At 67.1% G+C, this 14,031-nt stretch carries 13 protein-coding genes and 1 tRNA gene; 8 read left to right on the top strand and 6 right to left on the bottom strand.

Translation table 11 applies throughout. The features are described from left to right. Positions 1-79 precede the first annotated feature (79 nt). From hisD to EV666_RS18335, 3 genes are all read right to left on the bottom strand, one after another. Positions 80-1,390 (bottom strand): histidinol dehydrogenase, encoded by a 1,311-nt coding sequence (gene hisD, locus EV666_RS16240; RefSeq protein WP_132010458.1) that lies wholly within the window; start codon positions 1,388-1,390, stop codon positions 80-82. A gap of 30 nt (positions 1,391-1,420) precedes the next feature. Further along, on the bottom strand, positions 1,421-1,864 hold the full coding sequence (locus tag EV666_RS16235; RefSeq protein WP_132010456.1) for a DUF2948 family protein: 444 nt from the start codon (positions 1,862-1,864) through the stop codon (positions 1,421-1,423). 221 nt (positions 1,865-2,085) lie between these two features. Then, positions 2,086-2,304, bottom strand: a complete 219-nt coding sequence (locus tag EV666_RS18335; RefSeq protein WP_165910057.1) for a hypothetical protein — start codon at positions 2,302-2,304, stop codon at positions 2,086-2,088. Positions 2,305-2,534: 230 nt separating this feature from the next. On the opposite strand from EV666_RS18335, the gene EV666_RS18470 reads away from it, so the two are divergent. Further along, positions 2,535-2,735, top strand: coding sequence for a hypothetical protein (locus EV666_RS18470; protein WP_207906444.1), 201 nt, complete (start codon positions 2,535-2,537; stop codon positions 2,733-2,735). 198 nt (positions 2,736-2,933) lie between these two features. Here the strand turns inward: EV666_RS18470 and murA are convergent, their stop codons facing one another. Next, complete coding sequence (murA, locus tag EV666_RS16225) at positions 2,934-4,229, bottom strand: UDP-N-acetylglucosamine 1-carboxyvinyltransferase (protein ID WP_132010454.1); 1,296 nt, start codon at positions 4,227-4,229, stop codon at positions 2,934-2,936. Positions 4,230-4,646: 417 nt separating this feature from the next. Further along, on the bottom strand, positions 4,647-4,832 hold the full coding sequence (locus EV666_RS16220; RefSeq protein WP_207906443.1) for a hypothetical protein: 186 nt from the start codon (positions 4,830-4,832) through the stop codon (positions 4,647-4,649). A 381-nt stretch (positions 4,833-5,213) separates the two neighbouring features. On the opposite strand from EV666_RS16220, the gene hemA reads away from it, so the two are divergent. From hemA to EV666_RS16200, 4 genes are all read left to right on the top strand, one after another. Next, positions 5,214-6,437, top strand: a complete 1,224-nt coding sequence (gene hemA / locus EV666_RS16215) for a 5-aminolevulinate synthase (protein ID WP_132010495.1) — start codon at positions 5,214-5,216, stop codon at positions 6,435-6,437. Positions 6,438-6,766: 329 nt separating this feature from the next. Continuing rightward, positions 6,767-6,841: transfer RNA gene (locus EV666_RS16210), tRNA-Thr, on the top strand. Between the two features lie 290 nt (positions 6,842-7,131). After that, positions 7,132-8,676, top strand: coding sequence for an acetyl-CoA acetyltransferase (locus EV666_RS16205; RefSeq protein WP_132010452.1), 1,545 nt, complete (start codon positions 7,132-7,134; stop codon positions 8,674-8,676). A gap of 274 nt (positions 8,677-8,950) precedes the next feature. Next, a complete protein-coding gene (locus EV666_RS16200; RefSeq protein WP_207906442.1) occupies positions 8,951-9,271 on the top strand; it encodes a hypothetical protein in 321 nt (106 codons plus the stop codon). Between the two features lie 140 nt (positions 9,272-9,411). Here the strand turns inward: EV666_RS16200 and EV666_RS16195 are convergent, their stop codons facing one another. Further along, positions 9,412-9,912, bottom strand: a complete 501-nt coding sequence (locus tag EV666_RS16195; RefSeq protein ID WP_132010450.1) for a winged helix-turn-helix transcriptional regulator — start codon at positions 9,910-9,912, stop codon at positions 9,412-9,414. Positions 9,913-10,299: 387 nt separating this feature from the next. Here EV666_RS16195 and EV666_RS16190 point away from each other — a divergent pair, with 387 nt between their 5' ends. The 3 genes from EV666_RS16190 (at position 10,300) to EV666_RS16180 (ending at position 12,855) form a co-directional block, all read left to right on the top strand. Further along, a complete protein-coding gene (locus EV666_RS16190; RefSeq protein WP_132010448.1) occupies positions 10,300-10,929 on the top strand; it encodes a 2-hydroxychromene-2-carboxylate isomerase in 630 nt (209 codons plus the stop codon). Then, the gene (locus EV666_RS16185; protein WP_132010446.1) at positions 10,926-11,681 is read left to right on the top strand and encodes an SDR family NAD(P)-dependent oxidoreductase; all 756 of its coding nucleotides are present in this window, start codon (positions 10,926-10,928) and stop codon (positions 11,679-11,681) included. Before EV666_RS16190 ends, EV666_RS16185 begins: the two co-directional genes overlap by 4 nt. Before the next feature lie 196 nt (positions 11,682-11,877). Next, entirely contained in the window at positions 11,878-12,855 is a 978-nt protein-coding gene (locus EV666_RS16180) for an NAD(P)H-dependent flavin oxidoreductase (protein ID WP_132010444.1), read from the top strand. The last annotated feature ends 1,176 nt before the right edge of the window (positions 12,856-14,031 follow it).

Raw genomic sequence — 14,031 nt, 5'->3', positions numbered from 1 at the left:
GTTGGCGCATGATTCGTAAAAATCATGCGCAATTAAAGAAGGTGGAGCGCAGTGCGTTTCTGTTGAAACGCGCCGCGCCCTACAGGTTGAGGCGGATCGCCACCGAGCGGGCGTGTCCCCCCAGGCCCTCTGAACTGGCGAGGCTGATGGCGGATGGCCCGAGCTGGCGCAGCGCCTCCGGCGAACACGAGAGTATCGACGTGCGCTTCATGAAGTCCAGCACGCCGAGGCCGGAGGAGAAGCGGGCGGAGCGCGCGGTGGGCAGCACGTGATTGGGGCCGCCGACATAATCGCCGATGGCTTCCGGGGTGTGCGAGCCGAGGAAGATCGCGCCGGCGTTGCGCACCTGCGCCGCCAGTTCCGCCGCGTTGGCGGTTTCGATTTCCAGGTGCTCGGCCGCGATGGCGTTGGCCAGCGGAACCGCTTCGGCCAGATCGCCGACCAGAATGATGGCGCCGTTGTCGCGCCAGCTGGCGGCGGCGATCCGGGCGCGCGGCAACGTCGCCAGCTGGCGCTGCACCGCGGCTTCCACCGCGTCCGCGAGGCTGGGGCTGTCGGTGATCAGGATGCACTGCGCCGCCGCGTCGTGTTCGGCCTGGGCCAGCAGGTCGGCGGCGATCCAGTCGGGGTTGGCGTGCTCATCGGCGATCACCAGCACCTCGGATGGGCCGGCGATCATGTCGATGCCCACCGTGCCGAACACCCGGCGCTTGGCCGCCGCCACCCAGGCGTTGCCGGGTCCGACGATCTTGGCTACCGGCGCGATGGTGGCCGTGCCGTAGGCGAGGGCGCCGATGGCCTGGGCGCCGCCGATGCGGTAGATTTCATCGACGCCGGCGAGGTCCGCCGCCGCCAGAACCAGCGGGTTCATGGCGTCGTCTGGCGTCGGCGCCACCATGACGATGCGCGGCACGCCGGCGACGCGGGCCGGCACGGCGTTCATCAGCACCGATGACGGATAGCTGGCGGTGCCGCCCGGCACGTAGAGCCCGACGGCGTCGATGGCCGTCCAGCGCCAGCCCATGGTCACGCCCAGCGCGTCCGTGAAGCTGTCGTCCTGCGGCTTCTGGCGACTGTGATACGCCTCGATGCGGTCGCGGGCGACGGCGAGGGCGGCCAGTTCTTCCGGCTTGCAGGCGGCTTTCGCGGCGGCGATTTCATCGGCGCCGACCCGCATGCGCCCGCCGGAAATATCCAGCCGGTCGAATTTCGCCGTCAGCTGGATGACAGCCGCGTCGCCGCGCGTCGCCACGTCGGCGAGGATCGCGCGCACGCCTTCGTCCACGTCCACCGACGTTTCGCGCTTCTGGCCGAGCAGGCGGGCGAAAGCATGCTGGAAGCCGTCCTGGCGGGCGTCCAGTCGCAGCGCCGTGGGGCCTGTGTCAACCATGTCAAAGCTCTCCGTCGGTTTCAGATCGGCTCAATCTGTTTCATGGGCGGGACGGCGAATGGCCTCCCATACCGGGCCCAGGTCCTTCAGCTGCGCCTCGATGCACTCGACCTCGGCGCGGATGGCGCCGCCGCCGGAAAAATCCAGCCGCAGCGCGCCAGATGGGGCTTCGCCTGGTTCGAAGGAAATTGCCAGCAGATTCAGCGCCTGGGCCGCGGGATCAACGCCCTTGTGGACGACGCGGGAAACGCGGCCGAAATGCAGGGCGCTGAGCCGGCGTCGTGGCTGATCAGGCGGCGAGGACCAGTCGAAACGGCGCAGGGTCAACGCCAGCAGGCCGTCGCCGGGCCGCCAGACGATGTCGGCGGGCCGCAGCACGGCGTCCTGAACGTGGGCGGAAATCACCGCCAGATCTTCGGCGTCGAGCGCCATCAGGCCAAGGGGCGTGCTGTCGTCGGAGGTCAGTTGGCTCATGGTCGCCTGTCGGGCTGGCGTGGAAACGCGGGTCATGACCCGGGAAACATTTGCGGGAACAACGTTTGGGGCGCGCGGCGCGTAACGAACTGTGCATATATATCATGATTGATAACGTTTGCGGACGTTGGCGCCGGCGGCGGCCGCGGGCGCGTCACAATCTGGCTTGAAACGCCGGAAGCAATAACCCGAAAGACGCGCCGGACCGTTCGGCGGCAGGGTCAGGAGAATTTCCATGTCAGGAGAATTTCCATGAGGTTCCGTTCAGTGACGGGGCGCGTGGCCCAGGTGGCGACGGTGGTGACCAGGGTGGCGGCAAAGGCGACGACAGGGGCCGTGGCGATGGCCGTCGCGGTCGCGGTGACGGCGGCGGTGATGCTGCCGCAGATCGCCGCCGCCCAGCCGTCCGACGATGGCCGCCCGCCGCCGCCGCCCGGCATGCGCCCGCCGCCGCCGCCACCACCCCCGCCCGGTTTCCGGCCGCCGCCGCCGCCTCCGGCGTTCAGGCCTCCGCCGCCTCCGCCGCCGCCGGCCATGCGCCCGCCGCCGCCGCCTCCGCCGCCACCGGCTTTCCGGCCCCCGCCGCCGCCACCGCCTCCGCCCCCTCCGCCGGCGTTCCGGCCTCCGCCCCCTCCGCCTCCGCCGCCCGTTTACGACCGGGGGAGGGACCGTGACTACGATCGTCGCGACCGTGACTATGATCGTCGCGGCCATGATCGCGATTACGACCGGCGTGACCGGGACTACGACCGGCGCGACCGTGACTATGACCGACGGGATCGGGACCATGACCGCGGGCGTGATTATCGCGCCGGCGGGCCGCGCGGCAGCGTTTGCGTCACCTCACGCGGCAGCTGCCCGACAGGCGTGATGTTGCCCCGCAACGCGCCGTGCCAGTGCGACATCGCCGGCTTCGGCGTCAAGCGCGGCGCCGTGGCCTACTGACCCGCCGCGCCAGCCTTCCAGGGCCGCGCCGGTTCCGGGCGCGCCGATGACAGCAAAAAGGGCGGAGCCAGCGGCTCCGCCCTTTGTTGCAGGTCGTGTTCTTTCAGGTCGCGACGGCGGGATCTCAGTCGCCCGAGAGCCGCTCCACCTGCGCGCCGCAGCGGCCAAGCTTGGCCTCCAGCGCTTCGAAGCCGCGATCGAGGTGATAGACCCGGTTGACGGTAGTGTCGCCGTCAGCGGCAAGGGCCGCGATCACCAGCGACACGGAGGCGCGCAGATCCGTGGCCATCACCGGCGCGCCGGTCAGCCGTTCGACGCCGTCCACCCAGGCCACGTCGCCGTCGAGGCGGATGCGCGAGCCGAGGCGGGCCAGCTCCTGCACGTGCATGAAGCGGTTCTCGAAGATGGTTTCGCGAATGCGGCTGGTGCCCTTCGCCCGGGTCAGCAGCGCCATCAGCTGGGCCTGCAAATCGGTGGGGAAGCCTGGGAAGGGTTCGGTGGTCACGTCGACCGGGTCGATGCCGTGGCCATTGCGGCGCACGCGGACGCCTTCGTTGCTGACGGTAATGTCCGCGCCGGTCTTGACGATGATGTCCAGGGCCGATTGCAGCAGTTCCGGCCGCGCGCCTTCCAGCAGCACTTCACCGCCGGTCATGGCCACCGCCATGGCGTAGGTGCCGGCCTCGATGCGATCGGGCAGCACCGTGTGGCTGGCGCCGCCGAGGCTGCCGACGCCCTGGATGACGACGCGCGACTGGCCGGCGCCGCTGATGCGCGCGCCCATGGCGTTCAGGCAGTCGGCGAGATCGACCACCTCCGGCTCGCGGGCGGCGTTGTCGATGACCGTTTCGCCGTCGGCGAGCGCCGCCGCCATCAGCGCCGTATGGGTGCCGCCAACGGTGACTTTCGGGAAATCGATATGGGCGCCGCGCAGGCCGCCGGACGGGGCCGTGGCGACCACATATCCGCCCTCGATCTCCACCCTGGCGCCCAGCTTCTCCATCACCATCAGCAGCAGGTCGACGGGGCGGGTGCCGATGGCGCAACCGCCGGGCAGGGAAACCCGGGCGTGACCGGCGCGGGCCACCAGCGGCGCGATGACCCAGAAGCTGGCCCGCATGCGCGACACCAGCTCATAGGGCGCCACGGTGTCGATGATCGACGCCGCCTTCAGGCGGATGCTCTGGCCGGTTTCCGATGTCTGTCCCGGGCGCTTCCCGGCGATCGCCGTATCGACGCCGTGATTGCCGAGGATGCGCAGCAATTGCTGCACGTCGGCGAGGCGGGGCACATTGTGCAGCTCCAGCGTCTCCGGCGTCAGCAGGCTGGCGATCATCAGCGGCAGGGCGGCGTTCTTGGCGCCGGAAATCGGGATGACGCCGTTGAGCGTCGCGCCGCCGGTAATGCGGATACGGTCCATCTATGTGCTCCGGGCGGAACGCCGCCTCTTGTGATCAACGGGGTCTGCGGACAGGTCAGACAGGCCGGACGTGCCGCCGGCGCCTGGCCGCGCAGCCATGCGCCGGATGCGGATTCTGACGGGGCGTTGCGGAAACGCCTGCGCGTGCTTCCAGCAAATCGCTTCAGAAAGACCATCCAGCGCTGGCGGCGGCGCGGAAATGCGTCGTCCGCCGGACGTCAATTGGCCACCCACCACGGCGAGGCCAATCTGGCCGGCGTTTTCTCCTTCCGGGCTGGCGCCTTCTGGCCGGGCGTTCACCTCAGGATGATTCTGGCAGGAAAGTAATTTTGGCAGAGGGGGCCTGCTGGCACAAGCGCCGGAAAGCCACAGCGGCGGGTGCTTTCGGAAAGCCGTCGGCGCCGGCGACGGGCGGGATCAACGGCCGCTTTCGTTCGCGTCATCGCGCTGCCCCTGCGCCGTCTGGGGCGTCGCCTCCTGCGTGTCGTCAGGGCGGGTTGGCGCGGCGGCGCGCTCCCGCGTCTGGGTTTTGCGTCTGCGCAGATTGGCCCGCAGCGCCTGCGCCAACCGCTTTTGTCGTTCCGTCGCTGTTTCGCTGCTCACGGGGCGCCCCGGCGTTAGGGTTGATCTCGGCGCTTGCGGCAAGGGCGGAATAAGCCCCGCGAAAACGCATCGTCCGTGGCGGACGGCGCGCGCCAGCCTGCCGGCGGTGTGATAGCAAAGTCCGGGCCCCCAGCGCCAGCGCCAGCGATTGGGGTGGCTGTCGGGGCAGGCCGCGCCGGCCCGCGAACCGGCCTGCGCCGAAAAACGGGGCAGGACTGCGGCGATTGTCACGCTTGCGTGGCCGGTATTTGTCTGGAATGCTTCAAAACCGCAGGTCACATATTGTATAGGGGCGTGCTTGCGGCAAAAAGGGCCATTCGCAGCCCGGCCAGCTCCGCAAGGCAGGCCAGAGGCGCGCAGGCAGCGCGGAACGGGACCGTGATGAATTACGAACACTATTTTGAGAATGCCCTGGCAGCCCTGAAAAATGAGCGCCGGTACCGGGTGTTCGTAACCATCGAGCATGATGTCACGCGCTTTCCCCGCGCCACCTGGCACGGGCCGCAGGGCGCCCGCGAGGTCACCGTGTGGTGCACCAACGATTATCTCGGCATGGGCCGGCACAAGGTGACCATCGAGGCGATGGCCGAATGCGCCCGCACGCTTGGCGTCGGCGCGGGCGGCACCCGCAATATCGCCGGCACCTCCAAGCCGATCGTCGATCTGGAAACCTCGCTGGCCGATCTGCACGGCAAGGAAGCGGCCCTGGTTTTCACCTCCGGCTACGTCTCGAACGAAACCGGCATTTCCACCCTGGCCAAATTGCTGCCGGAGCCGCTGCTCATCTCCGATGAGATGAATCACAACTCCATGATCGAGGGCGTGCGCCGCTCCGGCGGTGAGAAGCGGATCTTCCGTCACAACGACGTCGCCCATCTGGAAGAAGTGCTGAAGGCGGCGGGCCCCGACCGCGCTAAGATCATCATTTTCGAAAGCGTGTATTCGATGGACGGCGACGTTTCGCCGATCCACGCCATCTGCGATCTGGCGGAACGCTACAACGCCATGACCTACCTCGATGAGGTGCACGCCGTTGGCCTCTATGGTCCGCGCGGCGCCGGGTATGCCGAGGAGGTGGGGGCGATGCACCGTCTCGACGTGATCGAGGCGACGCTGGCCAAGGGTTTTGGCGGCCTCGGCGGTTATCTGGCCGGCAAGGAGTCGGTGATCGACGCCATTCGCTCGCACGCCCCGGGCTTTATCTTCACCACGGCGCTGCCGCCGCCGGTGGCCGCCGCCGCCCGCGCGGCGATCGAGCACCTCAAGGTCAGCGGCGCCGAACGCGCCCAGCAGCGCGCCCAGGTGGCGAAGACCAAGGCGCGCCTTGCCGCCGCCGGTCTGCCTGTGATGCCCAACAACACCCATATCGTGCCGGTGATGGTTGGCGACGCCCAGCTCGCCAAGGCCGCCAGCGACATGCTGATCGAGCGTCACGGCGTCTATGTGCAGCCGATCAACTATCCGACGGTGCCGCGTGGAACCGAGCGGCTGCGCATCACGCCGACGCCGTATCATTCCGACGCGCTCATCGACGAACTGACCGAAGCGCTCGTCGCCACCTGGCGCGATCTGGGCCTCGCCCTGGGGGAGCGCCAGGCGGCCTGAGCAGCGCAGGCCGCGGCGCTTCGTGAGCAGGCGCATGTTTCACGACGCAGAAGGCGTGACCAGCGGGCCGGTCACGCCTTTTGCATTTGGGGCGTCCTCTCCCGGAAGGTGATTTTATTCTCCAGGCGCCTTCGCGACCCCGTGGGCATCCAGCCGCGGCGTCGCCGCCGCTTTCGACCCGGGTTTTCCCCTGCCGGCTTCGGCTGGAAGCGCGAAAACGTCGCATTCCACAAACATTCGCCTTCCGCCGCTTGCGCGCCGCCAGTCGCTGTGGCATTGGAGCGCCCATCGAAGGACGCGGCTGACGCAAGCGCGCCGCTCCCCGGAAAGCCGCAGTAGCTCAGTGGTAGAGCACACCATTGGTAATGGTGAGGTCGGGAGTTCAATCCTCCCCTGCGGCACCAGTTTTCTCATCTTCATCCTGACTGGAAGCCTGGATCACCCGCCGTCATGCGCGCGGGGCATGCCCTGTCGCCTGCGTGGCTCTCGCCTCGGGCGGGGATTGCGACTATTCAGGTTGTCCGTGGGCCGCCGGCCGGTTCGCCATCATGGCGGGCGAGGCCCGGGCATGGCCCCGCCGGGGGAGGCGCTTCCCGAAGGAGCGGCCACGGCCCCGCATGACAACAGGCGTGATCCGGCATCGCGGCGACCGCTCCGGTTTCCCGAGACGCATCCGCTCCAGGGCAGGAAACAGATGGCGACCAGCAATATCGATCCCTCAACCCCGGTGCTCGTCGGCTGCGGCGACGTTACCGACCTGACGACGCCGGCCACCGATGCGCGTTCCCCCATTGACCTGATTGCCCAGGCCGGTCGCGCGGCGCTGGATGACACGGGCGCCGCCAGCATGGCGGGCGTCGTGGACACGGTGGCCATGTTGCGGATGTTCGCCGACACGGCGCCGCGCTTCGCCACCAGCTTCGGTCGCTCGACCAATCCGCCGAAGAGCGTGGCCCAGCGTCTCGGCGTCAACGCCAGCCGCCACATCTACACGTGGAACGGCGGCAACATGCCCCAGTACCTGGTCAACATGTTCGCCGAGCAGATCGCCGCCGGCGACATGCGCGCCGCCCTGCTGGTCGGCGGCGAGGCCCTGCGCACCCAGTATGGCGCGACGCGCGGCGACGTGAAGGCCAACTGGGCCGAGGATCCCGGCGGCGCTTTCGAGGAGATCGGCGATCCGCGTCGCGGCTGGAGCGACTACGAAGAGCGCCACCTGATGCGGGCGGCCATCGCCATGTACCCGCTGATCGAGAACGCCATTCGCGGCAAGCGCGGCCGCGACGTCGAAACCCACATGAAGGCCATGGGCAAGCTGTTCGCCGGCTTCGCCGCCGTGGCGAAGGACAATCCCCTGGCCACCCGGCGCGAGGGGTTCAGCGCGGAGCAGCTCTCCACCATCACCGCCGACAACCGCTGGATCGGCTTCCCCTATCCGCGCTTCATGAACGCCAACGCCTATATCGATCAGGCCGCCGCCGTGGTCATGACGTCGGTGGGAACCGCGCGTGAGCTGGGTATTCCGGAAAGCAAATGGGTCTATCTGCATGGTTGCGCCGACGGGCACGACCACTGGTATCTGTCCGAGCGTGAGGTCATCGCCGGCTCGGCGGCGATCCGCAACGGTTCGCGCATCGCCCTCGACATGGCCGGCAAGACCATCGCCGACATGGATTTCCTCGATCTCTACAGCTGCTTCCCCTCCGCGGTGGAGATTGCCTGCGCCGAGATCGGCCTTGCGGAAGACGACCCGCGCGGCCTGACGGTGACGGGCGGCCTGCCGTTCTTCGGTGGCCCCGGCAACAGCTATGTGATGCACTCGATCTCGGAAATGATGCGCCGGGTGCGCGGCAAGCCGCGGAGCTTCGGTCTGGTCACCGCCAACGGCAACTACATCACCAAGCATTCGTTCGGCGTCTATTCCACCACGCCAACCGAAGGTCACTGGGGTCGCCAGAAGCCGTCGGAATTGCAGAACGCCCTCGACGCGCTGCCAAAGGCGCCGCTGGTTGAAGCAGCCAGTGGGCCGGCGACCATCGAGACCTACACGGTCATGTATGGCAAGACCGATCCGGATTTCGCCATTGTCATCGGCCGTCTTGACGCCACGGGAGAGCGCTTCCTCGCCAATACGCCGAAGGATGTGGCCGTCATGCGCGATCTGCAGGCGCGTGAGGGACTCGGCCGGCCCGGAACGGTCCGCCATGAGGACGGCCGCAACATCTTCACCCCGGCCTGACCGGTCTCACGTTGTCGTGACCGATGGCGACCGGGGAGAGCTGACCCGGCTCCCCGGCGCCGTCTGATGGGGCAGTGATCCCACGGGCCCCGGCGGATATGGCGGGTCCCAGGGGGCGTCGCCCCGGCCCGACCCTGTCCCCATGAGCCAGGTTCCCCAATGGAACGTTGCGAATTGCCGCAACGTTCGACCTGCGGCAGACTCGTTCTGACAGACGATCATTGCCGAACGCATGATGACCGCACGGGACGTCATGTGGAGAAGGGGAACAGTTATGAGACGTTTTGCAATCTGTCTGGCGGTGGTCGCCGGATTCGGTCTGGGTTGCATGGGCGGTGGCCAGCAAGCCCAGGCGGCGCCGGCCGGGCCACAGGCGGCCCTTGCGGCTGGCGCGGCGCCTGACGCGCTGTTCGAGCGGGCCTACACGGTTTGTGGTCCCTATGGCTGCGTTTATCGCCCGGGGCCGCGTTACTATTATCCACGGCCATACTACCGGCCGTACTACGCGCCGCGCCGTTATTACCGTCCGCGCTATTACGCGCCCCGGCCGTATTACCGGCGTTACTACGGCCCGCGTTACTATCGCCGCTGGTGATCGATTTCTGATGGTTTGTTCCGGGCCCTTGTTCCCGGTGAACTGGCCCGGCGGCGCGCGCCGCCGCCGGGCGCAGCCGCGGCCGCCGATCGCGTCCGCGCTCCCGGGGACACGATGTTTCCGGCTGAGATGGGCCCGGCTCAGGAAGCCGGGTTCTGGCGCGCGGGCGGCAGGAGCTGGGCGTCTTCCGATCCGAGGCCCGGCCCCGGCTCGACGGTGACAGCCCGTGGATCGAGCGGCTCGCCACATTCGGAACAGCACATCACCGGGGTGAAATGATGCCCGCAGGGGCGGTGGCGATAACGTAGCGGCGGTCCCGCGCCATCGTCCATCCAGGCGTCGCCCCAGCGCGCCATGGCCATCAGCACCGGGTAAAGCTCAAGCCCCTTTTGGGTCAGCACATATTCGTGGCGCTCCGGGCTGGTCTGGTAGGCGACCCGGCTGAGAATGCCTGCTTCCACGAAACGCTTCAGCCGGTCAGCGAGAATATGCCGCGTTACGCCAAGGCGGCGCTGGAATTCCTCGAACCGCCGTACGCGCAGGAAGCAGTCGCGCAGCACCAGCAGGCTCCACCGGTCGCCGACAAATGACAGGGTGCGGGCGATCGAGCAGGGCTCCGCGTCCAGCGCTTTCCATTTCATGGGCTGTGCCTCCCCCTCCCAGGGTTCATGACGGGTTTCCGTGATGGTTTCGATGACGGTTTTCCATAACGGTTCTCATGGCGTCCAACGTCCATCGCATCATCCAGCGCGGCCAGCAAACGTAGCCAGCAAACCTGGCCAGCAAGTATTGGCGCGCCGGATTCCGGCAGGCTGCGCCGAAATCGCCGCGTGGAGCCCAACGCGCTTGACAGGGGCGCGCCAGCCTCTAGTTTGATGTTAGTTCCTTTTTGGAACTTTGTCAGCGCCTGTCGGAACAAAAGCAAACATCAGCCTGCCGCCTTTCGCCGGCGCGGTTCCAGGTGATTCCAGGCAGGCGGCTCATGACCAGGCCTGTCTCAGGCAACCGGCTTCCAGGGAGGATGCGCCATGACCAGTCCGGAATTCCTGTTTGATTTCGGCAGCCCCAACGCCTGGCTGTCGCACCTCGTGCTGCCGGACATCGAGGCGCGCACCGGCGTGAAATTCAGCTACCAGCCGGTGCTGCTCGGCGGCATATTCCGGGCGACAGGCAACCGTTCGCCGGCCGAGGCCTACGCCAATATCCGCAACAAGATGGCCTATGAGCATCTTGAGATGGAGCGTTTCATCCGCCGCCACGGCGTCACGCGCTTCCGTTTCAATCCATATTTCCCGGTCAATACCCTGCAACTGATGCGCGGCGCCGTGGCGGCGCAGCGCGAGGATGTATTCGCGCCCTATGTGGAGGCGGTGTTCAGCGCCATGTGGGAGCATCCGCGCAAGATGGACGACCCGGAGGTGTTTCGCGCCGCCCTGACCGACGCCGGGCTGCCGGCCGAACGCCTGCTGCGACTGGCCGCCGATCAGGACGTGAAGGACGAATTGCTCGCCAAGACCAACCAGGCGGTGGAGCGCGGCGTCTTCGGCATCCCGAGTTTCTTCGTCGGTGATGAACTGTACTTCGGCAAGGACCGGTTGCGCGATGTGGAGGAGGAGATCCTCCGCCGCCAGAACGCCGGCGCGGGAGCAGCCGCATGAGCGCCCCCGCAAACCCGCGCAACGCCTCCGTGGCGGTGATCGGCGCTGGCGATTACATTGGCGCCGCCATCTGCCGGAAATTCGCCGCCGAAGGTTTCGCCGTCCACGCCGGCCGTCGTAATGGCGAAAAACTGGAGCCGCTCGTCGCCAGCATCGCCGCCGCCGGCGGTCGCGCCAGCGGCCGTTCCCTCGACGCGCGCGACGAGCAGGATGTCACCGCCTTTCTGGCGGAGGCCGACGCCATCGCCCCGCTGGAAATCTGCATTTTCAATGTCGGCGCCAACGTCAATTTCCCGCTGCTGGACACCACGGAACGGGTGTTTCGCAAGGTTTGGGAGATGGCCTGCTACAGCGGCTTCCTGGCGACGCGCGAAGCCGCCCGCATCCTGACCCGCCATGGCCGGGGGGCGATTTTCCTCACCGGCGCCACCGCCGGCCTGCGCGGCGGCGCCGGTTACGCCGCTTTCGCCAGCGCCAAGTTCGGCCTGCGGGCGGTCGCCCAGTCCGCCGCGCGGGAGCTGGGGCCGCAAAACATCCACGTGGCCCATCTGGTCATCGACTCCGGCGTTGACACCGCCTGGGTGCGCGAGCGCATCCGCGCCCGGGGCGGCGAGGCGGCGCTTGAGGCACTGGGCGAAGACCAGCTGATGCAGCCGGAATCGGTTGCGCAGGCCTATTGGGCGCTCTATCAGCAGCCGAGGGACGCCTGGACCCATGAGATGGACCTGCGTCCATGGGCTGAGCCCTGGTAGCCGCCGCAATCCCCATGAGAAATGGCTGGCGTCGGCCAGCGGGCGCAAGCGCATGTCGGGCGGGGCGGTCGCTGTCCTGTCCGGACGACAGGGGGCTTGCGGCGCGGGCCTGCGCCGCAAGTCCTGGAAGATCACAGAATGCTGGCGGCGGAGCAGGCTCCGCCCGCCGGACAATGCGGGAAGGAATGAGACACCCATGAAGACGCGCATCACCGAGCTGTTCGGCATCAAGCACCCGATCATTCAGGGCGGCATGCACTTTGTCGGCCTCGCCGAACTGGCGGCCGCCGTTTCCAACGCTGGCGGCCTCGGCATCATCACCGCCCTGACCCAGCGCACCCCGGACGATCTTTCCCGCGAGATCGAGAAGGCCCGCAAGCTGACCGACAAGCCGATCGGCGTGAACCTGACCTTCCTGCCGGTGGTGAACGCGCCGGATTACCCAGGTTACGTCAAGGCGATCATCGATGGCGGCGTCAAGGCGGTGGAAACCGCCGGCAACAACCCGGGCAAGTGGGTCGACATGCTCAAGGCCGCCGACATCAAGGTCATTCACAAGTGCACCACCATCCGCCACTCGCTGAAGGCCCAGGCGCTTGGCGTCGACGCGCTGAGCGTTGACGGCTTCGAGTGCGGCGGCCACCCGGGCGAGGATGATATCCCGAACTTCATCCTGCTGGCCCGCGCCGAGGAAGAGCTGAAGGTGCCGTTCGTCGCCTCCGGCGGCATGGCCGACGGCCGCAGCCTTGTCGCCGCCCTGGCGCTGGGCGCCGAGGGCATGAACATGGGCACCCGCTTCATCGCCACGAAGGAAGCGCCGGTGCACGAGAACGTCAAGCAGGCGATCCTCGCCGCTTCCGAAACCGACACCCGCCTCGTCATGCGCCCGCTGCGCAACACAGAGCGCGTGCTGCGCAACGCCGCCGTCGACCGCCTGCTGGAGAAGGAAAAGGCTCTCGGCGCCAACATCAAGTTCGAGGATATCGCTGCTGAAGTGGCTGGCGTTTACCCGCGCATCATGCAGCAAGGCGAAATGGATGCGGGCGCATGGAGCTGCGGCATGGTCGCCGGCCTGATCAACGACATCCCGACCTGTCAGGAACTGATCGACCGGATCATGGCCCAGGCCAATGACCTGATCAACAGGCGCCTTGCCAATTTCGCGAACTCCTGAGCGGCATTGGTGAAGCAGGGCCCGGCGCCGGGCCCTGTCACCGTTCACCCGCCAGGAGAAAACCTGGCGCGGTTCCGGTTTCTCACAGCCCGGATGGTTTCCATCCGGGCTGTGTCTGTTCTGGCTGCGGTCCGCCGGTTGGCGCCTCCGGCATGACGCCGCCTGTTTCAGCGCGCAACGGGCTGGGACTGGCGAGATGGCGGCCGCCCGCGTGGAAGCCGGGACAGGAGCCGCCGGAGCCGGAACAGAGGCTTGCCGGGCTTACGCGAGCATCTTCATTCAGGGCGCCATCGTCCCCGCTGGACTGCGCCTGAATAGCAAGGGGCCTGCGGTTTGCGTGACAACCCGCCGGTTTTCCCGCAGCGGGCGGCGGCTGATCTGACGGCAACAGCGCCAGCCAACAGATGTTTGGGGATTTACAGGCAGGCCCGGGCCAGAAGCGCTCTGGCCAGCGCGGGCCAATGGCGTCGCGAGCCTCCAGGGGAACCTGAAGGATCGGCAGATCAGGATGTTGCAAAAGCAACTATTCGCATGGACGCGAGCGCCCGGATCTGGATCACGAAAAGATAACCCGGGTTACGTCCTGGATTTCACGCCAGCGGTGTGCTTCGGATTCGCCAGATTTTGACGGTCCGGCAGCATTCGTATCGAGCCGGGCCGCTGTCGTGAGACGCTTTGTCTGGCCGGAACATGACGGACTGTGCGACCTATCAACGCAATTTTGATGAGCGGCGCGATTGGCCAGCGCGCCGGCGCGGCGCTCGTTCGGGCAGGCCTGGACCTGACCATAAGACAGTCGGTTCATGTTCTCGGAAAAGGAGGCGTCCAGTCGTCATGTATTGGATAACAGACTGAATTATATCGTATAATCTCCGTTTCCCGTTAACTGCCGGCGTAGGTGAGGGCAGGTGTATGGGAATTCAGTCCGAGGTTTGGGCGAACGCCATCCTGTTGAATGTTGTGGCAAAAAGCGCGCCGCCTGCGGTGGGTCAGGGTCCCGTCAAACAAATCTATACTCAAAAAATAATCGGATCCTTATTGTTTTTGCGTATTGGCATGCCTTATATCCAGTTTGACAAAGCGTGCGGATTCCACGGATGATGGGCATCGATTCCACGCGATCGTGGGCATGGATTCCACGGCATCGTGGGCATCGATTCCACGCCTCGGGCAGCC

The organism is Camelimonas lactis (assembly GCF_004342915.1).
Classification (GTDB): domain Bacteria; phylum Pseudomonadota; class Alphaproteobacteria; order Rhizobiales; family Beijerinckiaceae; genus Camelimonas; species Camelimonas lactis.
The sequence above is the reverse complement of the archived record's forward strand: the minus strand, read 5'-3'. Positions and strand labels throughout refer to the sequence as shown.